Origin of the sequence: Rhodopseudomonas palustris BisB18 (assembly GCF_000013745.1) — a bacterium.
Classification (GTDB): domain Bacteria; phylum Pseudomonadota; class Alphaproteobacteria; order Rhizobiales; family Xanthobacteraceae; genus Rhodopseudomonas_A; species Rhodopseudomonas_A palustris_F.
Window position 1 is genome coordinate 3,077,218 of record NC_007925.1, and the last position, 20,251, is coordinate 3,097,468.

At 64.7% G+C, this 20,251-nt stretch carries 16 protein-coding genes; 5 read left to right on the top strand and 11 right to left on the bottom strand.

Translation table 11 applies throughout. The features are described 5' to 3' along the window. Positions 1–424: 424 nt before the first annotated feature. The 9 genes from RPC_RS14210 to RPC_RS14250 all read right to left on the bottom strand — a co-directional run bounded on the left by RPC_RS14210 (position 425) and on the right by RPC_RS14250 (position 8,342). Entirely contained in the window at positions 425–829 is a 405-nt protein-coding gene (locus tag RPC_RS14210) for a HesB/IscA family protein (protein WP_011473279.1), read from the bottom strand. 71 nt (positions 830–900) lie between these two features. Beyond that, a complete protein-coding gene (locus tag RPC_RS14215) occupies positions 901–1,272 on the bottom strand; it encodes an SUF system Fe-S cluster assembly protein (protein ID WP_011473280.1) in 372 nt (123 codons plus the stop codon). Next, the gene (locus RPC_RS14220) at positions 1,269–2,516 is read right to left on the bottom strand and encodes a cysteine desulfurase (RefSeq protein WP_011473281.1); all 1,248 of its coding nucleotides are present in this window, start codon (positions 2,514–2,516) and stop codon (positions 1,269–1,271) included. Before RPC_RS14220 ends, RPC_RS14215 begins: the two co-directional genes overlap by 4 nt. Continuing rightward, complete coding sequence (sufD, locus tag RPC_RS14225; protein ID WP_041802859.1) at positions 2,513–3,835, bottom strand: Fe-S cluster assembly protein SufD; 1,323 nt, start codon at positions 3,833–3,835, stop codon at positions 2,513–2,515. The genes RPC_RS14220 and sufD overlap by 4 nt, the downstream gene beginning before the upstream one ends. 28 nt (positions 3,836–3,863) lie before the next feature. After that, on the bottom strand, positions 3,864–4,619 hold the full coding sequence (gene sufC / locus RPC_RS14230) for a Fe-S cluster assembly ATPase SufC (RefSeq protein ID WP_011473283.1): 756 nt from the start codon (positions 4,617–4,619) through the stop codon (positions 3,864–3,866). Positions 4,620–4,912: 293 nt separating this feature from the next. Beyond that, complete coding sequence (locus tag RPC_RS14235) at positions 4,913–5,308, bottom strand: type II toxin-antitoxin system VapC family toxin (protein WP_011473284.1); 396 nt, start codon at positions 5,306–5,308, stop codon at positions 4,913–4,915. After that, a complete protein-coding gene (locus RPC_RS14240; protein ID WP_041801834.1) occupies positions 5,295–5,618 on the bottom strand; it encodes a hypothetical protein in 324 nt (107 codons plus the stop codon). Before RPC_RS14240 ends, RPC_RS14235 begins: the two co-directional genes overlap by 14 nt. Next, positions 5,615–7,096 carry a Fe-S cluster assembly protein SufB gene (sufB, locus tag RPC_RS14245; RefSeq protein WP_011473285.1) on the bottom strand — a complete coding sequence of 494 codons (1,482 nt, stop codon included), beginning with the start codon at positions 7,094–7,096 and terminating at the stop codon, positions 5,615–5,617. The genes RPC_RS14240 and sufB overlap by 4 nt, the downstream gene beginning before the upstream one ends. A gap of 73 nt (positions 7,097–7,169) precedes the next feature. After that, positions 7,170–8,342 (bottom strand): cysteine desulfurase family protein, encoded by a 1,173-nt coding sequence (locus RPC_RS14250; RefSeq protein ID WP_011473286.1) that lies wholly within the window; start codon positions 8,340–8,342, stop codon positions 7,170–7,172. A gap of 246 nt (positions 8,343–8,588) precedes the next feature. Here RPC_RS14250 and RPC_RS14255 point away from each other — a divergent pair, with 246 nt between their 5' ends. Next, the gene (locus RPC_RS14255) at positions 8,589–9,236 is read left to right on the top strand and encodes an alpha/beta hydrolase (RefSeq protein ID WP_011473287.1); all 648 of its coding nucleotides are present in this window, start codon (positions 8,589–8,591) and stop codon (positions 9,234–9,236) included. A gap of 102 nt (positions 9,237–9,338) precedes the next feature. Here the strand turns inward: RPC_RS14255 and RPC_RS14260 are convergent, their stop codons facing one another. Beyond that, positions 9,339–10,442, bottom strand: coding sequence for an anhydro-N-acetylmuramic acid kinase (locus tag RPC_RS14260; RefSeq protein WP_041801836.1), 1,104 nt, complete (start codon positions 10,440–10,442; stop codon positions 9,339–9,341). 162 nt (positions 10,443–10,604) lie between these two features. Between RPC_RS14260 and tyrS the strand changes: the two genes are divergently transcribed. Both tyrS and RPC_RS14270 read left to right on the top strand, forming a co-directional pair. Then, a complete protein-coding gene (tyrS, locus tag RPC_RS14265; RefSeq protein ID WP_011473289.1) occupies positions 10,605–11,861 on the top strand; it encodes a tyrosine--tRNA ligase in 1,257 nt (418 codons plus the stop codon). Positions 11,862–12,119: 258 nt separating this feature from the next. Continuing rightward, positions 12,120–13,817, top strand: coding sequence for a methyl-accepting chemotaxis protein (locus tag RPC_RS14270; RefSeq protein WP_011473290.1), 1,698 nt, complete (start codon positions 12,120–12,122; stop codon positions 13,815–13,817). 33 nt (positions 13,818–13,850) lie between these two features. Here the strand turns inward: RPC_RS14270 and RPC_RS14275 are convergent, their stop codons facing one another. Beyond that, positions 13,851–17,564: a DUF3971 domain-containing protein gene (locus RPC_RS14275; protein ID WP_011473291.1), complete on the bottom strand. Its 3,714-nt coding sequence runs from the start codon at positions 17,562–17,564 to the stop codon at positions 13,851–13,853. Positions 17,565–17,913: 349 nt separating this feature from the next. Between RPC_RS14275 and RPC_RS25510 the strand changes: the two genes are divergently transcribed. Together RPC_RS25510 and RPC_RS14285 are read left to right on the top strand one after the other, a co-directional pair. Next, entirely contained in the window at positions 17,914–18,783 is an 870-nt protein-coding gene (locus tag RPC_RS25510) for a peroxiredoxin (protein WP_080507390.1), read from the top strand. Positions 18,784–18,874: 91 nt separating this feature from the next. Next, a complete protein-coding gene (locus RPC_RS14285; RefSeq protein WP_011473293.1) occupies positions 18,875–20,242 on the top strand; it encodes a M23 family metallopeptidase in 1,368 nt (455 codons plus the stop codon). Positions 20,243–20,251 lie beyond the last annotated feature (9 nt).

Consider the following 20,251-nt stretch of genomic DNA (forward strand, 5'->3'; position numbering starts at 1 on the left):
CCGCGGCCCATCCTTCGAGACGCCCGGCTTGCGCTGCGCGCAGCCGGGCTCCTCAGGATGACGCTGAGGATGACGCTGAGGGTGGAGCCACGCTACGTATAGCGGCTATCAGCTGGCCGAGTTCGCTTCGCCGAACCAGCAAGCAACACCCGCTGCGCCGTCATCCTGAGGTGCTCGCCGCGCCCCGATCACGGCCTCGCCCCGCGATCGACATAGGCGAGCCTCGAAAGATGCGGACGCGGGCGCAGGCGTCGCAGTGCCCGGAGCCCATCCTTCGAGACGCCCGGCTTCGCTGCGCGCAGCCGGGCTCCTCAGGATGACGCTGAGTGGGTGTTGAGTTGTGGATTAGCTGCGCGCGTCCTGGTGTAGCAGCAAGCATAGCAGCGCAGTGGCGCCCGACGCGGGCGCCAGCCCGCGGCCCAGCTCAGCCGTCGATCTTGGCCGGCGAGAGTTGCACCGATTCGCCGCAGCCGCAGGCGCTGATCTGGTTCGGGTTGTTGAACACGAAGGTCGCCGACATCTTGTCGACTTTGTAGTCCATCTCGGTGCCGAGCAGGAACAGCACCGCCTTCGGCTCGACCAGGATCTTGACGCCCTTGTCCTCGACCACTTCGTCGGAGGGCCGCACGTCGTGGGCATAGTCCACGGTGTAGGATTGCCCGGCGCATCCGCCGTTCTTGATGCCGACCCGCAGCCCGATGATCTCGGAATCGGCGCGCTCTGTAAGTTCGCGGACCCGCGCAGCGGCGGCGTCGGTCAGCCGCATCACCTGCGGGCGCGGACGCGGCTTTGCGGCGGGAGTGGCGGAGGCTGTGGTCATATCGCTCATGTACGTCATCCTCGCAGCGGTTCAAGGCCGCCGGTGGTTATCTCGAGCTGGTCGTGCGCCGGGCCGGCGCCTCACCACATATTCAGCACAAGCCGCGCCTCGTCGGTCATCCGCTCCGGGGTCCACGGCGGCTCCCAGACGATGTTGACGGTGACGACGCCGACGCCGGGCACGCTGGCCACCGCGTTCTCCACGGTGATCGGCAGTTCGGCGGCAGCCGGGCAGTTCGGCGTGGTCAGCGTCATATCGACCTCGACGGTGCGGTCGTCCTTGATGTCGACTTTGTAGATCAGCCCGAGTTCGTAGATGTCGGCCGGAATTTCCGGATCGAACACCGTCTTCAGCGCCGCGACGATGTCGCTGCCGAGACGTTCGGTCTCCTCGGGCGGCAGCGCCGACGAGGTTTGCATGTTGCTGGTTCGGGCTTCGACAGTATCTGTCATGAGAACAAATCCCGCGCCTTGATCAGCGCCTGTACGAATTGGTCGACTTCCTCGCGGGTGTTATACATCCCAAACGAGGCCCGACACGTCGCGGTGACTTGGAATCGCTCCAAAAGCGGCATCACGCAGTGAGTTCCCGCGCGCACCGCGATGCCGGAGCGGTCGATCACCGTGGCGATGTCGTGCGGATGCGCGCCCTTCATCTCGAACGAGATCACCGGCCCCTTGTCGCGGGCGGTGCCGATGATGCGCACCGAATTGATCTCGCGCAGCTGCGCCTGGGCGTAGTCCAACAGATCGTGCTCGTGCGCCGCGATCCGCGCTTTGCCGATCGAATTGACGTAGTCGATCGCGGCGCCCAATCCCACCGCCTCGACGATCGCCGGCGTGCCGGCCTCGAATTTGTGCGGCGGATCGCCATAAGTCACGACGTCGCGCGACACTTCGCGGATCATTTCGCCGCCGCCGCAATACGGCCGCATCGCCACCAGGTGATCGTATTTGGCGTACAATACGCCGATCCCGGTCGGGCCATAAACCTTGTGGCCGGTCATGACGTAGAAGTCGCAGTCGATGTCCTGGACGTCGATCGCCATATGCACCGCGGCCTGGCTGCCGTCGACCAAGACCGGAATGCCGCGGGCGTGCGCGATCCGCACCACCTCCTTGACCGGCACCACGGTGCCGAGCGCGTTCGACATCTGGGTGATCGCGACCAGCTTGGTCTTCGCCGTCAGCTGCTTTTCGAATTCTTCCAGCAGGAAGTTGCCGTCGTCGTCGACCTCCGCCCATTTGATCACCGCGCCCTGGCGTTCGCGCAGGAAATGCCACGGCACGATGTTGGAATGGTGCTCCATGATCGAGAGCACGATCTCGTCGCCCTCGCCGATATTGGGCGCGCCCCACGACGACGCCACGAGGTTGATCGCCTCGGTGGCGTTGCGGGTGAAGATGATCTCTTCCGGCCGCCTGGCGTTGAGGAAGCTGGTGACCCGCGCGCGGCCGCCCTCATAGGCCTCGGTCGCCGCGTTGGCGAGATAATGCAGCCCGCGATGCACGTTGGCGTATTCGTTCTCATAGGCCTGCGTCATGCGATCCAGCACCACCCGCGGCTTCTGCGCCGAGGCGGCGTTGTCGAGATAGATCAGCGGTTTGCCATAGACCTTGAGCGCCAGCGCGGGGAAATCCTCGCGCACACGCGCGACGTCATAGCTTCCATTGGAAACCGCGGGATGTGTCGTCATGAACGTGCCTCCAACCAGCGCTCGCCGGCGGCGATCGCCAGCTCGCGCAGGCCGTCATCGGCGATCGATTCGATCGCCTCGCCGATGAAGGCCTGAATCAACAGCGATTGCGCGTCCTTTTCGCTCAGCCCGCGCGCCCGCAGATAAAACAACAACGATTCATCCAACGCGCCGGTGGTCGAACCATGGCCGCAGGTGACATCGTCGGCGAAAATTTCCAGCTCCGGCTTGTTGTCGGCCTCGGCCTCGTCGGACAACAGCAGCGCCCGCGTCATCATCTTGGCGTCGGTCTTCTGCGCCGGCTGATGCACGTTGATGCGGCCCTGGAACACCGAATGCGCCCGGCCATCGAGCACTGCGCGGAACACCTCGCGGCTGGTGCAATGCGGCACCACATGATTGAGCACCAGCGTGGTGTCGCCGTGCTGGGTGCCCTTCAAAAGATTGACGCCGTTGGTGGCGACGTGCGCGCCCTCGCCCGCGATGCTGACGAAGCCCTGGTAGCGGCTGACGCCGCCGCCCGAGGTCAGGTTCAAGGTGTTGAGCTTGGCCTTGGCGCCGACCGTGAATACCGCGGTGGAAATGTTGATCGCGTCGAGTGCGTCTTCCATCAACCGGACGTGTTCGAGTTCGGCACCGTCGCCGACCCAGATCACCACCGCGTCGTTGGCCTGGTAGCTCGCAGCTCCCGCAGCGCCGACGAAACTCTCCACGAAGGTCACGCGGGCACCGTTGCCGAGCTTCAGGAACGACCGGGTGTAGGACGCCGCCTTCGACTGCGTCGCCACGTGGACGATATGGATCGGCTTGCCGACGCTGGCGCCGTCGGCGACGGTGATCAACACGCCGTCGGTGGCCATCGCCGCGTTCAGCGAAATCATCGCATCGGCGCTGGCCTTGATGTTCAACAGATCGGCGCGGCTGGCGTTGCCGTCGTCGCCAAGCACGTCGGCGAGCGAACGGATCTCGATCGCAGCCTCGAGCCCGGCGTGGTCGGACAAGGACGGCGCGAACACGCCGTCGACCAGCACCAGCTTGGTGGTGTCGCGGGTTTCAAGCTGCGCCAGCGCCGCGGCGGCGCGCTGCAGCGCCGCCTCGTCCGGCGCCGCCGCCAGCGGCAGCACCTCGCGCATCAAGACGCGCAGATCGGTGTATTTCCAGTCCTCGATCCGGCGGTTCGGCAGGCCCTTGCTGGCATAGGCCTCGAACGAGGCCTGGCGCCGCTCGGTCACCGGCTCCGATCCCGGCAGCCGGGCGCGCACCGCGTCGAAGGCGCTGGCCGAAGCTACGGGTGCTATCTGTGTCGCTGCAACATTCATCACAAAATCCGTTTTGGTCGAGGCGACGTCAGGCCGCGGCTTCCGCATATTGCGCATAGCCGGTAGCTTCGAGTTCGAGCGCCAGTTCCTTGCCGCCGCTTTTCACCACCCGGCCCTTCGACATCACGTGCACCACGTCGGGCACGATGTAGTCGAGCAGCCGCTGATAGTGGGTGATCACCACCATGGCGCGATCCGGCGAGCGCAGCTTGTTGACGCCGTCGGCCGCGACCCGCAGCGCGTCGATGTCGAGCCCGGAATCCATCTCGTCGAGAATACACAGGCTCGGCTGGAACAGCGCCATCTGCAGCACTTCGTTACGCTTCTTCTCGCCGCCGGAAAACCCGACGTTGACGCCGCGGCGCAGCATCTCCTGCGGAATGCCGAGCGAGGCGGCGACTTCGCGCACTTTCTTCAGGAAATCCGGGGTGGAGAATTCGCCCTCGCCGCGCGCCTTGCGCTGGGCGTTCAGCGCGGTGCGCAGGAAGGTCATGGTGGCGACGCCGGGAATTTCCACCGGATACTGGAACGCCAGGAACACGCCCTTGGCGGCGCGCACGTCCGGCGCCATCTCCAACAGGTCCTCGCCCTTGAACAGGATCTCGCCGCCGGTGACTTGATAGCCCGGCTTGCCGGCGATGACGTGGCTCAGCGTCGATTTGCCGGAGCCGTTCGGCCCCATGATGGCATGCACCTCGCCGGCATTGACGGAGAGCGTCAGGCCATGAAGGATCTCGCGTTCCTCGACCCGGACCTGGAGATTTTTGACTTCAAGCAATGCCATGGTGTTGTCCGTCCTCTATCCTCGCCGCCATTCCGCGGTGCGCTTCGACGCCCCCCACGGGATGATCGTCAGTAATTCCGTCGCTCACTTAGTTGGTTAGTACGAGTACGTCTTAGTTCGAGTTCGTCTTGGTTCGAGTTCGTCCAAGTTGGTCGTTCATTGTCCGGGATGTCCGCTTTGCGACCATCCCGGGCGATGAGCTATGGTCATTTGTGGCCGTGCAAATTCCGCACCATCTTGCTAACGACCTTGCGGTTGGTTCTTCTCATTGCGCAGGGCCACCGTTCATTCCGTTATCTGATGACGCGAACTTCAACCGGCAGATCGACCCTCGCCCACGCCCGGTCCGCCGTGTAGGCCACCGCCCCTGTCTGCATCGCCAGAGCGAGGCAGGCCCGATCTCCCAACGACAATCCCAACGCTCGCGTCAGCGGCTGTAATTCCGCCGAAACCCTCGCCTGCTCGGCATCGAATGCGACGATCGCCATTTCGATCCCGGCCAGCACCTCGTCAATCGCCGTCGCCGAATTGCCTTTGTCCCACAATCGCGATCTCACCTCGGAAAGATTGACGGCAGAAACCAACACCGGACTTTCGAGCCCGAGCAGCGCCTGATGACCCGGCTCGTGCAACGCGACCGCAAGCACCGCGGACGCATCGAAGACGACGACTTTGCTACTCTGCGGCATCGTGTTGCGCGCTGGCCTTCTGTTCCTCCCTCAAAAATTCAAGTCGACGTTCCACGATCAGTCCGTCGACGCCAGGAAGAGCCTTCAAGACAGGGCCTGGGTCGATCCCCTTGTCGATCATCTGCTGAATTTCGATCGCAACGCTCATGTGCGACAGCAACTCGACGACGCCGTCAACCACGCGAACCATGACCCGTCCACCCGGCTCGATACGCGCGGCGGCGAGCAAAGCGGTCGGCAGCGTGACACTTCCGTCCTGACCAACATTGATCCAAACGTCGTGCCGGAGGCCATCGTCCGAACCACTCATCCCACGCTCCCCTCCAGCGAGATCGAGATCAGCTTCTGCGCCTCGACGGCGAACTCCATCGGCAATTGCTGCAGCACGTCCTTGACGAAGCCGTTGACGACCAGGCCGACCGCCTCTTCTTGGCTGAGCCCGCGCTGCACGCAGTAGAACAGCACGTCCTCGGAAATCTTCGAGGTGGTGGCTTCGTGCTCGAACAGCGCCGAGGAATTCTTCGCCTCGACGTAAGGCACGGTGTGGGCGCCGCACTGGTCGCCGATCAGCAGCGAATCGCAGGCGGTGAAGTTGCGCGCGCCGGTGGCCTTGCGATGCGCGGTGACGAGGCCGCGATAGGTGTTCTGCGATTTGCCGGCGGCGATGCCCTTGGAGATGATCCGGCTGGTGGTGTTCTTGCCGAGATGGATCATCTTGGTGCCGCTATCGACCTGCTGATAGCCGTTGGAGATCGCGATCGAATAGAACTCGCCGCGCGAGCCATCGCCGCGCAGAATGCAGCTCGGATATTTCCAGGTGATCGCCGAGCCGGTTTCGACCTGGGTCCAGGAGATCTTCGAGTTCTTGCCGCGGCAATCGCCGCGCTTGGTGACGAAATTGTAGATGCCGCCGATGCCTTCGGAATTTCCGGGGTACCAGTTCTGCACCGTCGAATATTTGATCTCGGCGTCGTCATGGGTGATGAGCTCGACCACCGCGGCGTGCAGCTGGTTCTCGTCGCGCTGCGGCGCGGTGCAGCCTTCGAGATACGACACATAGGCGCCCTGGTCGGCGATGATCAGGGTGCGTTCGAACTGCCCGGTGTTGCGCTCGTTGATGCGGAAATAGGTCGACAGCTCCATCGGGCAACGCACGCCCGGCGGCACATAGACGAAAGAGCCGTCGGAGAACACCGCGGAGTTCAGCGTCGCGAAGTAGTTGTCGGTGGTCGGCACCACGGTGCCGAGATATTTCTTCACCAGGTCAGGGTGTTCGCGGATCGCTTCCGAGATCGGCATGAAGATCACGCCGGCCGCCTTCAGCTCTTTCTGGAACGTGGTGGCGACCGACACCGAATCGAACACCGCATCGACCGCGACGCGACGCTCGCCCTCGGGCCGCACCACGCCTTCCAGCACCTCGACTTCGCGCAACGGAATGCCGAGCTTCTCGTAGGTCTTGAGAATCTCCGGATCGATCTCGTCGATCGAGGACAGCTGCGGCTTCTTCTTCGGCGCCGAGTAGTAATACAGATCCTGATAGTCGATCTTGGGATAGTCGACGCGCGCCCAGGTCGGCTCGGTCATGGTCAGCCAGCGGCGGTAGGCTTCCAGCCGCCACTGCAGCATCCAGTCCGGTTCGTTCTTCTTTGCTGAGATGAACCTGACGGTGTCTTCCGACAGCCCCTTCGGGGCCTTGTCGGATTCGATGTCGGTCTCGAAACCATACTTATACTGATCGACGTCGACACGGCGCACCCGTTCGACCGTCTCTTGTTCAGCCGGCATTCTATCCTCCGCTCGCGGTTTCAAGGACCACGGTGGAATGGTTGAATTATATTACGCAACTGCGAGCATGAAATCAGCTAGTTTGGAACCGTTCAAGCTCTGTTTCATCATCCCTTGTAATTAATGATCCCACCAGCTTTCGCCAGCCCTCCGCGCAGCGTTCGATGTCGGCGTCGGTGGTGGACCAGCCCAGGCTGATGCGAATCGCGCTGCGGGTCAGCGCGTCGTCGACCTGCATCGCCCGCAGTACATGCGAGGGTTGTACTTTCCCCGAAGAACACGCCGACCCTGACGACACCGCGATCCCGGCGAGGTCGAAACCGATCACCGCAGTCTCCGCCTTGAGCCCCGGCAGCCCGACCAGCGTGGTGTTGGGCAGCCGCGGCACGCCGTCGGCGAAAATCACGCTGCCTTGGGTTTGCCGCAAGATTTTTTCCAGCTTTTGCCGCAGCTTTTGCACCCGCTCGGCGTCCGCCGGAAGCGCCGCGATCGCCGCTTTCACCGCCGCACCGAAGCCGACAATGCCGGCGACGTTCTCGGTTCCGGCGCGCCGGCCCAGTTCCTGGCCGCCGCCGCGCAGCAGCGGCTCAGAAAGTGCGACGCCCTCCGCCAGGATCAGCGCGCCGACGCCCTTCGGGCCGCCCAGCTTGTGCGCCGAGACCGAGAGCAGATCGGCAGCCAAGGCCTTGATATCGAATGGTATCTTGCCGAGCGCCTGGACCGCGTCGACGTGCAGGAGGCCACCCGCTTGGTGCACCAGTTCCGCCACCGCCGCGATCGGCTGGATTGCGCCGGTCTCGTTATTGGCCAGCATCACCGAGACCAATGCGGGGCCTTCGGTCTCAAGCAGTTGCCGCAGATGCTCGAGATCGACGACCCCGGAGCGGTCGACCGCAATCGCGTTGATGCGATCGGCGGCGAACCGCCCGCCGGCCAGCACAGAGGCGTGCTCGATCGATGAAATGATCAATCGATCAAGCGACTTGCCGGAGTTCTTCAACCCGGGCGTGAGCGCCAGCGCGTTGGCTTCAGTACCGCCCGAGGTGAAAATCACCTCCTGTGGGCGAGCTCCGACCGCTGCCGCGACCGCCTCGCGGGCGCCCTCGACCGCGCCACGGGCCCTGCGGCCCTCGGCATGTACCGACGACGGATTGCCGAGCTCGAACGCCGCCGCCATGGCCGCGCGAGCTTCCTCGCGTAGCGGCGTGGTCGCGTTCCAATCCAGATAGACCCGTGCCGCCGTCAAATTGAACTCCGCTGCTGCCTGCACATCTAGGTGGCCGCAGCGCCAAATGCCAATGGAACCCGGTGCTTGACCGCCGTGCTGCTCAATATGCTTGCAATTGGCCCCTGGCCCTATGCTAGAACGCGACCTCCATTCAATCGCCGTTGGCCCGCTGCAATGGCACTGATCGCTCTCCATTTGCACGGCCTGGTCTGCGCAGAGCTCGAAAGCCCGCCCCACGTCGGCTGATTCTGCCAAGGAAAATCAATGCCTGAAGTTATTTTCACCGGTCCCGCAGGTCGATTGGAAGGCCGCTATCATCCGGCCAAGCAGAAGAATGCGCCGATCGCCATGGTGCTGCATCCGCATCCCCAGTTCCACGGCACCATGAATCACCAGATTATCTACCAGTGCTATTACGCTTTCGTGCATCGCGGCTTTTCGGTGCTGCGGTTCAATTTCCGCGGCGTCGGCCGCAGCCAGGGCTCGTTCGACCACGGCACCGGCGAATTGTCCGATGCCGCCTCGGCGCTGGATTGGGCGCAGACCATCAATCCGGAAGCCCGCGCCTGCTGGGTCGCCGGCTTCTCGTTCGGCGCCTGGATCGGCATGCAGCTTCTGATGCGCCGCCCCGAGGTCGAAGGCTTCATCTCGATCGCGCCGCCGGCCAACCTCTACGACTTCTCGTTCCTGGCGCCCTGCCCGTCCTCGGGCCTGATCGTACATGGCGAAAAGGACGCCGTGGTGCCGCCGAAGGACGTCAACACCCTGGTCGAAAAGCTGAAGACCCAGAAGGGCATCGTCATCGACCAGCACATCATCCCCGGCGCCAACCACTTCTTCGACGGCAAATTGCAGCCGTTGATGGAATCGGTCACCGGCTATCTCGACATGCGGCTCGCCAACGTGCGGTGACCAAAATCGTAGGGTGGGCAAAGGCGCTCTTGCGCCGTGCCCACCAGCCGCACCGCGGTGGGCACGCTGCGCTTTGCCCACCCTACGTCTACGCCTTTCAATCTACGGCCGCGCGATCCGCCCGCCGGTCATCGGGATCACCACCCCGGTGGTCTGCGGATAGGTCAGCGGCAGGCCCTTCAGACCGCGCGCGGCGAGAAAGCCGAACGCCTGCGCCTCCATGGCGTCGGCCGACCAGCCCAGCGCATCGGCGTTCTCGACGCTGGCCGGCGCCAGTTTTTCGCGCAACATCCGCAGTAACGAGAGATTGCGGGCACCACCGCCGGTGACGATCCAGCTCAGCGGCAGCTTCGGCAGCAGCGGCACGATCCCGGCGATCGCGCCCGCGGTGAATGCGGTCAGCGTGGCGGCGCCATCGGCCGGCGTCAGCTTCGGCAGAGCGAGCGCGGCAAATTCATTGCGATCCAATGATTTCGGCGGCGGCGCGGCGAAGAACGGATGCTGCAGGGCGGCCGCGACCCAGGCCTCGTCGACCTGCCCCTGCGCCGCCAGCCGGCCTTCGGCGTCGAACGGCTGACCGCTCACCCGCAGCACGAAATCGTCGAGCAACGCATTGCCGGGGCCGGTATCGCAGGCGATCAGCGTCTCATGACCATCGATATAGCTGATGTTGGAGACTCCGCCGATATTCACCACCGCAAGCGGACCGCTGCGGTCCAGCGACTGCGCCAGCGCGCGGTGATAGACCGGCACCAATGGCGCGCCCTGCCCGCCGGCGGCGACGTCCGCGGCGCGGAAATCATGCATCACCGGAACCCGGATCGCCTTAGCCAAGGCCGCGGCGTCGCCGATCTGCACCGTGAGTTTCTGCGCTGGGCGATGCAGCACGGTCTGGCCGTGAAACCCGACGATATCGACGTCCTCGCGGGCGATGCCGTGCTGCGCGGTGAAGTTGGCCGCCGCCTCGGCATGGGCCAGCGTTACCATGCGTTCGGCTTCGCCGAGACTGCCCGGCCGGTCGTCGCGCCGGGTCAGTTGCCCCGCCTCCGCCAGCGCCTGGCGCAGTAGGCTGCGTTCGGCATCGCTGTAGGGCCGATAGCCGGTCGGCCCGAGCGCGCTGACCCGCCGGCCGTCGGTCTTGATCAAGGCGACATCCACCCCGTCCAGCGAGGTGCCGCTCATCAACCCGATCGCGGTCATCAGCATGGGCACCTCCAGGGGGCGGCGCTCGTCCGCCAACGTCCAACTTGTGTCACGCAACCACTTCTTATAATGCCACAGGGCGCCGCCATTCGGCAGTCCCTTCCCGAAACGCGCCGCAACTCAATGCCGACAGCGTGAAATAACAATGAGCCGGATCCCACAGCGATGACTGCATTTAAATCAGATTTTCTGAATGTTCTGCAAAGCCGCGGCTTCATTCATCAAATTTCGGATCCGGACTCGCTGGACGCGCTGGCTACGCGCGGCGAAGTGGTGTCCTATGTCGGCTACGATTGCACCGCGGCATCGCTGCATGTCGGCCATCTGTTGTCGATCATGATGCTGCATTGGCTGCAGGCCACCGGCAACAAGCCGATCGCGCTGATGGGCGGCGGTACCACGCGGGTCGGCGACCCCTCCGGCCGCGACGAAACCCGCAAGATCCTCACTTACGAGCAGATCGACGCCAACAAGGACTCGATCAAGGGCACCTTCGCCAAGTTCATCAGATTCGGCGATGGCAAGAGCGATGCCGTGATGGCCGATAACGCCGAATGGCTGACCAAGCTGAACTACATCGAGATGCTGCGCGACGTCGGCCGGCATTTCTCGATCAACCGCATGCTGACCATGGATTCGGTCAAGATGCGGCTCGAGCGCGAGCAGGAATTGTCGTTCATCGAATTCAACTACATGATCCTGCAGTCCTACGACTTCGTAGAATTGGCGCGGCGCTACGGCTGCAATCTGCAGATGGGCGGCTCCGACCAATGGGGCAACATCGTCACCGGCGTCGATCTCGGCCGCCGCATGGGCACGCATCAGCTGCACGCCTTGACCTGCCCGCTGCTCACCACCTCGTCCGGCGCCAAGATGGGCAAGACCGCCGCCGGCGCGGTCTGGCTCAACGGCGACATGCTGTCGGCCTACGACTACTGGCAATACTGGCGCAACACCGAGGACGCCGACGTCGAGCGCTTCCTCAAGCTGTTCACGCTGCTGCCGCTCGACGAAGTGGCGCGGCTGGCGGCGCTGCAGGGCCAGGACATCAACGAGGCCAAGAAGATCTTGGCGACCGAGGCCACCGCGCTGATCCATGGCCGGGAGGCCGCCGACAAGGCCGAAGCCACCGCCCGCACCACCTTCGAACAGGGCGGCACAGCGAGCGATCTGCCGACCGTCGAACTGTCGCGCGCCGAACTCGACGCCGGTCTCGGCGTGCTGGTGGCGTTCGCCGAGAAGACCGGGCTGGTCGCCTCTAACGGCGAGGCGCGGCGCCAGATCAAGGCCGGCGGCCTCAAGGTCAACGACGTCGCGGTGACCGACGAGAAGATGGCGTTGACCGCGGCCGATCTCACCGCCGACGGCGTGATCAAGCTGTCGATGGGCAAGAAGAAGCACGTGCTGCTGCGCCCGAGCTAACAACCTCACGCTGCATTTCTCCAACTACACGCGCTGAATTGTCGACTGGCAATCACCACAGCCGCGGTTAGCGGCGCATTGTCTGCCTCGATTTGCACGTGATGCGTGAATAACCGCGCGCATTGCTCGCCTTACGTTCTCTTGGTGCTGGACGACCTCCGTAACATCCCGGAGGTTCGAAGGATTGCACCGGTAATTTCACTAATCGGAAGGAACTGAACGCGTAGTTTGTGACCCAGTTTCAGATCAGAGGTCGCCATGAACCTACTCAGCCGATTCACAATTCGCACCAAAATTTCCAGCATGGTGCTGCTATCGGCTGCGGCCGTTTGCGTCACCGTCGCGGTGGCCGCCTCGCTCAGCCAGAGCCGCATGATGCACGACCGCACTGCGGAATTGCGCTCGGTGGTGGATATCGTCACCGGCCTGGCGACATCGCTGCAGAACGAGGTGATCGCCGGCAAGCTCACTCAGGCGGAAGCGGAGCTGCAATTTCGCGCCCGCGCCGCGGGGATGAGGTTCAGCGCCGGACAGGGCTATCCGGCGGCTTACCGGGTGACGAACCTCAGCGTGATGATGAACGCGTCCGACGCCAAGCTGGAAGACAAGATCACCGGCACCAAAGATTCCAACGGCGTGGAAGTCACGAGATCGATCGTCGAAGCCGCTGTGGCCAACAGCGAGGGAGGCACCACCACCTACCTCTGGCCGCGGCCGGGACAGGTCACGCCGATCACCAAATTGGTGTTCGCGCGGGTGTTTAAACCGTGGAATATCGCCATCGCCGCCGGCATCTATGTCGACGATCTCGACGCCGACGTCCGCGCGCTGCTGATCAAGCTCAGTTCGATCGGCGCCGGCGTCCTGGCGCTGATGGGGCTGCTGTCGTGGCTGATCGCCCGCGACGTGCTGGGTGCCTTGCAGCGGCAACAGACCCGCATGCAGAACATCGCCACCGGATCGCTCGACGAGGTGGTCGGCGAGACCGACCGCGGCGACGAGATCGGCCGGATGGCCGAGACGCTGGAAATGCTGCGCAAGACCGCCCTCACCGCGCGCAACCTGGAGAGCGAACAGGCGGTGTTGAAGCAGCGCAGCGAAACCGAAAAGCGCGAGGCGCTGCTGGCGCTGGCCGATCGCTTCGATGCCTCGGTCGGCCATCTGGTCGGGCTGATGGCCTCGAGCTCGTCCGATCTGGAAACCACCGCGCGGTCGATGACCGGCACCGCGGATCGCACCAATCAGCAGGCCACCGTGGTGTCGTCGGCCGCCGAAGAAGCCAGCACGCGGGTGCAGACCGTGGCCTCGGCGGCGGAAGAACTCACCTCGTCGATCACCGAGATCAGCCGCCAGGTCGCGCAATCGGCAAAAATCAGCAGCCACGCGGTGGAGAGCGCAAGGCGCACCGACACCATCGTCCGCGCGCTGTCGGACGGCGCCCAGCAGATCGAACACGTCGCCGAATTGATCTCCAGCATCGCCGGCCAGACCAACCTGCTGGCGCTCAACGCCACCATCGAGGCGGCGCGTGCCGGCGACGCCGGCCGCGGCTTTGCGGTGGTCGCCTCCGAAGTCAAGAGCCTGGCCGGGCAGACCGCGGAAGCCACCAAGGAGATCGGCAACCGCATCGCGCAGATCCAGGCCGCCACCAAGGAGGCCGTCAGCGCGATCGAAGGCATCACCGCCACTATCGAAGAAGTCAGCGCGATCGCCACCACGATCGCCTCGGCGATCGAGGAGCAAGGCGCCGCCACCGCCGAGATCGCCCGCAACGTCACCCAGACCGCGCAGGCGACCCAGGCCGTCACCACCAATATCGGCGGCGTCAGCACCGCCGCCAACGAGACCGGCGGCGCCGCCAATCTGGTGCTCAGTTCGGCCGCCAACCTGTCGAAGCAGGCCGGACAGCTCTCCGGCGAGGTCAACACCTTCCTCGCCGGCGTCCGCGCCGCCTGAGCCCGATCGCTGACGCCCGGGCCGCGTCGGGCGTCAGTTGTTCGGCATCGGGAAATCGTTGTTGTTGTTCTGCTTGCCGGTGCCGAATTCGAAGATCTTGCGCAGCACGCCGGGCGCCATCGCTGAGATCGGGTTGATCCGCCACACCGGCTGGCCCGGCGAGCCGACGATCTCGTAGGTGATTCCGATCAGTCCCTCGTTGCCGCCGCCGAGAAACAGGCCGACGATCGGGATCTGGCCGAACATGTTGTTCAAGCCGTACATCGGCACGAAGGTGCCGCTCATCCGCACCTGGTTGGCGGGGTAGTCGATACTGCCTTCGATGGTGGCGCCGACCATCGGCCCTTTGACCACGCCCTCGCGGATCGTAAGTTGGCCGTTCTGCCGGGTGAACTCCGCGCGCATCCGCGAAAACACCACGTTGGATTGCGCGCCGTTGGTCCCGCTGGGGGCGACGCGCTCGAGCGCCGCCTCGCCCTTGATCGAGAAATCGCGGACGTTGAGCAGCCCTTCCCGTTCGCGCGGCTCGGCGGTCGGCGGATCCATCGCCAGCGTCAACTGGCCGCCGAACAGCTTGGCGTAGATGTCGGCGAAGCGGAAGAACGCGCCGGCGTCGTTGGTTTCCAGATAGAGCACTTCGCGGCCCTGGCCGCGGCCACGCAGATCGCCGGTCAGCGCGGTATCGCGCCCGAGCTTGCCGCCCAGCGAAAAAGTTCGGATCGCGCCGTTGCGTCGCGACAACTTGACGTCGACGCTGCGCACGGCTTCACCGAAATAGCCGGCAACCGCGCCGAGCTTGACGTCGATGTCGTAATCGATCGCCTTGGTCTTGCTCTTGGGATCGCTCTCCTTGCCGGACATCGCGGATTTGATGAAGCCGCGACCATCGAACACGTCGCCGCGCATCGTCACCTTCACCACCCCGTCCGCGCCGCGTTCGGCCTTCAGCGAGGCTTTGTCGCCATCGGACGGCGCGTAACTCGGAAAATTGGCATTCAGCAGATCGCCGTTCTGATCGATTTCAACCGAGCCCTTGATGCTGGAGCCGCTGCCGTCGACAACGATATCCTCCAGCCTCGTCGACTGCGGCTTCTGAACCAGATTGAACACCGCACGGCCGGACTTGCCCGAAAGCTTGACCCAGCCGGGCAGCAGGTTGTCGAGCTTCATCGCCGTCAGATCGGCATCGATCGCGAGCCGGTTTTCCTTGTCCGGATCGCCGATCTTGCCGCTGAGCTTGATCGGCATCGCGCCGGTCACCGCGGTGCCGAGATCGAAACCGAGCCGCGCCCGGCCGGCGTCGTCGAGCGTCGCCTGCAGCTTGATCTCCGCGTCGCCGTCATTGGGCTTGCGATAGTCGAGCGCCGCCGCTTGGCCGTTGATCTTGACGTCGCCCTTGACTTGGTAGCCTTGATTGTTGGCAATCACCTTCAGCGTGGCGGCCTCGAGCTTCTGGTTCATCACCAGCTTGTCGGCGGAGAAACCGTTGAGGTCTGCGGTGATATTGTAGCTAGTGTCGACCTTGGTGAGTTCGCGTTTGATCGGCATGCCGAGCGCGACTTGCGCCGAGACCGTCCCTTTGCTGGAATTCGGATCGATCGGCACGGCGCTGAACTCGCTGAGCCGATCGGAGGAGAGAATTTCCGCCACCGCGGCGACCGGTCCGTCGAGCCGGAACCTGACCCGCGCCGGCGCCGGCTTCGGCGCCAGATCCGGCACCTCGAACACGATATCGGACAGGTTGAGCCTGCGCCCCTGCGGGGTGTCGGCGACCGACTGGCCGATCGTGACCGTGGCGGTGCGACCGGTGACGCGCGCCTTGAGATCGCCGTCGCGAATCGACGGCATGTCGTCGACCGGATGAATCATCGCCCCGGTCGCCACGATGTTGACGGCGAGCCCGTCGTCGGGGATCGGCGGACCGCGGCGCGACAAGTTCTTCACCGGCGAGTTGACGCCGATGTCGATGCGCTGGATCGATCCCTTGTCGATCCGCTCGATCACCCATTCGCGTAGTTCGGGGACGATCAGAATCGGCCACATCCGCTTCAGCGCCGACAGCGACATCGGCGTTCCGGCAAATCCCAGTTTCAGCCGCGGCTCTCCGGAATAATCGATGCTGCCGGTGCCGGCGACGCCGATCTCGCCGTTGCTGATGTCCGCCTGGGTCAGAATGATCCGGCGATTGTCGGTATCGAAGCGCAGCCCGATCGCGATACGGTTGAAGATCAGCGGTGCCTCGCCCTCGCTGCCGGGCAGCACGATGGTGCCGCCGCTGAAGCCGAGCCGCCAATCCGGGATGTTGTCGTTTGGCGCTTCAAGGTGCGCCAGCAGCGTCACCCGATTGGCTCCAGAGATCACCTTGAACGGCGCGACCAGAACCCGTCGTCCGGAATCCCATTCCAGATTGATCTCGCCCTGGTCGATCGCCATCGGATAGTCCGGCGTGTCGCTGTCGGTGATATGGCCGGCGCCGGCGGTGATCTTGCCGCGGAAATAGGTCGGCAGCCCGTCGCGGCCGAGTTCGCCCTGCAGTTCGCCGCTGAGCGGCAGATCGGCGCTGTAGGTCACGTCCTTCAGCCGCAGCGCCAAAAGGATATTCTGGGTGGGGACGTTGTTGGCACGGATTTCCACCGACCGCACGCCATTCGACGGCGCGCCGACCGCGACCCGCAGCGACCAGGCGCGCGCGTTGTCCTCGCCGGCCACCGCCTCTTCGCCGACGCTCATGGCGACGCCGCCTTTGCTCGGGCGGCGCAGGCTGAGCGTGATGTTCTCGAAATTCCAGCGGTTGCCACGCTGCTGATCGTCGACCACCAGGTTGCCGTTCTTCAAACCGATCTCGTTGAGGTTCTGACCGTCGAGCCCGGTGAGGCTCAGGCTGTCGAGCCAATCGAGACCGGCGAGCAGTCCGGAGAAGGCCTCCTGGCTGTCGGCAGGAGCCGCGGGCTGCGGCACCGGCGTCCCGGCTGCCGACGTGGATGGCTCGGCCGATGCGCCCGGCACCCCGATGCGTCGCGGCGAAGCGACCCCGGTGGCCAACGGGCGGTTGGTGTCCCCGGTCGACACGGTCACCTGGCCGTCCGGCGTGATGCGGACCGCGAGCTCGGCGTCCACCAAATTGAGGCTTTCCGCGCGCAGCCGGCCGGTGAGCAGCGCCGAGCCGGACAGCCGCACCTCGGCCTTCGGCGCGGTCGCGACGATGACGTGATCACGGTCGCGCACCACGATGTTGCGCAGCCGCACCGCGACGCGAATCCGCCCGGCGCGCTCGATCTGGGTGCCGCCGACCTCGACGGTGTTGCCGTTGCCGATGTTGTCTTCGATCGCCGCGGCCAGCCACGGCGTCGCCATGTCCAGATTGATCGGTCCGGCGCCGAGCCGCAACCACAGCCCGCCGAAGCAGGCGGTGAAGATCACCCCGAGCACCACGACGGTGATCAGGACCCGCGTCACCCAGCGCTCGCCTATAATCCAATGCGCGATCGCCCCGAGGCGGTCGCCGACATAGTGAAACCCGAGCCGCGACCCGGACAGCAAGGCGCGCGCACGCTGCCAGCCGGCCTCGTCATGGTCATGATGCCAATGGTCATCACCACAATGCGGCGGCGGGTGACCAGCGCGCGACTCCGGAACCTGGGTCGAATGATTCTTGGCCATTGCCTCTCGGTGGGAGCGCGGAGTGGATGCCTGTTCGCCGCCGGACGGTCGCTCGCCGGTGAGCAGGCTGCGCTCCTTTGGCGGCATTGCTGCCAATCCTCGGTTGATAACCAAATTCCTCTTGCGGCCCTTGCGGACCATTCAACGCGCGGGGATGGCTGGCGTCTCGAATCCCTTGTAACCATACCCCGACGTCGGCGGACTTGCCCAGCAGCGGCAGCCTTGCCACGACATCCGCAATCCCACGATTATTGACCTACCGAAAGCGACGAAAGGAAGGCGTATGTCCAAGCAAACGCGCAAGAAATCCTCCAAACCAGCGATCACCAAGCGCGCTGCGGCAAAGCCCAAAGAAACCGCCAAGCCAAATGCCAAGCCAACTGCCAAGCCAACGGCCAAGCTATCCACAAAGGCATCTGCGAAGTCGGCAGCCAAGATGTCGGTGAAGCCGAATGCCAGCAAGACCCGCAAGTCCGCCGCCGAATCATCTCATAATGCACCGTCAAAAACATTAAAGCCGCTCCGCGCCAAGGCCGCTGCGACCAAAGCGCCCGCCACGGCGATTGCCAAACGCGCGGTCAAACCGGCGGCGGTCAAACCGGCGGCGGCCAAGCCTACCGCGGCCAAGCCAGCGGCGGCCAAGCCCGTCGCAGCTGACGTCGCAGCTAAGCCGGTCGCCGCCGTGGCAGCCAAGCCGGTCGCCGCCAAGCCGGCCGCGATCAAACCTGCCGTCGTCGCAAAACCGGCGGCGGCGCAAGCCGCCCAAGCCGTGGAGGCGGCGGGTGCCAAACCGGTTGTCGCTGCGCCGGTCGTCGAAGCGCCGCCGCGGAGTAGCAAGGGCGTCCTTGCAGAGGGGCACGCAGCACCGGCCTTCGAACTGCCGCGCGACGGCGGCGGCATGGTATCTTCGCACAGCTTTGCCGGACGCAAGTTGGTGGTTTTCTTTTATCCCCGCGCCAGCACCCCGGGCTGCACCAAAGAGGCGATCGACTTCACCCGATTGGCCGACGCCTTCGCGACCGCCGGGATCGGCGTGCTCGGCATCTCCGCCGACAATCTGAAGGCCCAGGATGCATTTCGCGACAAGTACCAACTGACCACGCCGCTGTTGTCCGACGAGACCCATCAGATCCTCGAAGCGTATGGCGTCTGGGGCGAAAAATCGATGTACGGCAAGATCTTTCAAGGCATTCTTCGCACCACGGTGCTGATCGGCAAGGACGGCCGCGTCGGCAAGATCTGGCGCAACGTCAAGGTTGACGGCCATGCCGACGAGGTGCTGGCGGCAGCGATCGAATTGGAGTGATAGCGTTCTCCAAATATTAACCATGAGGGGGTCAAATCCGCCCGCGAGTTGAGCCGATGGAAGCGGTTTTCCGGCCGGCGCGGGAGCCCCAATGTCCTACCGTACAGGTCCTTATTCCGAATCCCTGCAGCACCACGCCCACGATCACGGACGAGCCCAACCCCGGCGCCCCGCCCCCGCTCAGCAGCAGCCCCGTCCGCAACCGGCAAAGAACGGCTACGCCCTGGTGCATGCCGGCCGGCAGGTGCGGTTCGGGCCGGTGGTGTTCTGGATCGTGGTCGGCAGCGTGGTGGCGCTGGGCGCCTGGTCGGCGGCGACGGCGACCTATTTCGCATTCCGCGACGACGTGCTGACAAGGCTGATCGCCCGCCAGGCCGAGATGCAATACGCCTATGAGGACCGCATTGCCGAGCTACGCGCCAAGGTCGACCGCACCACTAGCCGGCAATTGCTCGACCAGGAACAGTTCGACCAGAAGCTCGACCAGGTGATGCGTCGCCAGAGCCTGCTGGAGTCGCGCGCCACCGCGCTCAGTGGCCTGCCCGACGTCGCGGTGACCGGCTCGATCAAGCCGCAACGCGGCGCCGCTTCAGACATCGGCACCTCCTCGGGGATTCCGAAGCCGTCGCCGATCAGCAACACCGTAATCTTCGTAGCGCCGCCGGACCGCGAAGCCCGGCTGGAATCCCGCACCCCGCAGATCGCCGCGCCGCCGCTCAACCAATATGCCAAGAACCAGGGCGTCGATAATGTGATCGGCAAGCTGGAGCGCTCGCTCGACCAGGTCGAGACCAAGCAGATCGCGGTGCTCGGCTTCGTCGAGGAAAGCTTCGATTCCCGCGCCCGCAGGATGCGTGGCGTGCTCAGCGATCTTGGGCTCGACGTCGCGCAGATGGAGGCCTCCGCGCCGCGCGGCGGCATGGGCGGGCCGTTCGTGCCGCTGAAACCGCCGGCGGCGGGCTCCGGCGCGTTCGAACGCCAGCTCTATCGGATCAACATCAGCCGCGCCCAGGTCGAACGGCTGAACCGCACGCTGTCGCTGGTGCCGTATCGCAAGCCGGTGATCGGCGAAGTGGAATTCACCTCGGGCTTCGGGGTGCGCACCGATCCGTTCCTCGGTCGCCCGGCGATGCATACCGGGTTGGATTTCCGCGCCGCGATGGGCGATCCGGTGCGCGCCACCGCCAACGGCAAGGTGACCTCGTCGGGCTGGGCCGGCGGCTACGGCCGCATGATCGAAGTCGACCATGGCAACGGCCTCGCCACCCGCTACGGCCATCTGTCGGAGATCAACGTGAAAGTCGGCGATGCGATCAAGATCGGGCAAGTCATCGGCGAGGTCGGCTCGACCGGCCGCTCCACCGGCCCGCATCTGCATTACGAAACCCGCATCGACGGCGAAGCGGTCGACCCGCAGAAATTTTTGCGCGCGGGGGTGAGGTTGGCGGGGGCGGGTTAGTACCGCGCC

Excerpts from the sequence above, each read along its gene's own strand:
- RPC_RS14210 (WP_011473279.1), bottom strand. The coding sequence starts at position 829 with ATGAGCGATATGACCACAGCCTCCGCCACTCCCGCCGCAAAGCCGCGT.
- RPC_RS14215 (WP_011473280.1), bottom strand. The coding sequence starts at position 1,272 with ATGACAGATACTGTCGAAGCCCGAACCAGCAACATGCAAACCTCGTCG.
- RPC_RS14220 (WP_011473281.1), bottom strand. The coding sequence starts at position 2,516 with ATGACGACACATCCCGCGGTTTCCAATGGAAGCTATGACGTCGCGCGT.
- sufD (WP_041802859.1), bottom strand. The coding sequence starts at position 3,835 with ATGAATGTTGCAGCGACACAGATAGCACCCGTAGCTTCGGCCAGCGCC.
- sufC (WP_011473283.1), bottom strand. The coding sequence starts at position 4,619 with ATGGCATTGCTTGAAGTCAAAAATCTCCAGGTCCGGGTCGAGGAACGC.
- RPC_RS14235 (WP_011473284.1), bottom strand. The coding sequence starts at position 5,308 with ATGCCGCAGAGTAGCAAAGTCGTCGTCTTCGATGCGTCCGCGGTGCTT.
- RPC_RS14240 (WP_041801834.1), bottom strand. The coding sequence starts at position 5,618 with ATGAGTGGTTCGGACGATGGCCTCCGGCACGACGTTTGGATCAATGTT.
- sufB (WP_011473285.1), bottom strand. The coding sequence starts at position 7,096 with ATGCCGGCTGAACAAGAGACGGTCGAACGGGTGCGCCGTGTCGACGTC.
- RPC_RS14255 (WP_011473287.1), top strand. The coding sequence starts at position 8,589 with ATGCCTGAAGTTATTTTCACCGGTCCCGCAGGTCGATTGGAAGGCCGC.
- RPC_RS14260 (WP_041801836.1), bottom strand. The coding sequence starts at position 10,442 with ATGCTGATGACCGCGATCGGGTTGATGAGCGGCACCTCGCTGGACGGG.
- tyrS (WP_011473289.1), top strand. The coding sequence starts at position 10,605 with ATGACTGCATTTAAATCAGATTTTCTGAATGTTCTGCAAAGCCGCGGC.
- RPC_RS14270 (WP_011473290.1), top strand. The coding sequence starts at position 12,120 with ATGAACCTACTCAGCCGATTCACAATTCGCACCAAAATTTCCAGCATG.
- RPC_RS14275 (WP_011473291.1), bottom strand. The coding sequence starts at position 17,564 with ATGCCGCCAAAGGAGCGCAGCCTGCTCACCGGCGAGCGACCGTCCGGC.
- RPC_RS25510 (WP_080507390.1), top strand. The coding sequence starts at position 17,914 with ATGTCGGTGAAGCCGAATGCCAGCAAGACCCGCAAGTCCGCCGCCGAA.
- RPC_RS14285 (WP_011473293.1), top strand. The coding sequence starts at position 18,875 with ATGTCCTACCGTACAGGTCCTTATTCCGAATCCCTGCAGCACCACGCC.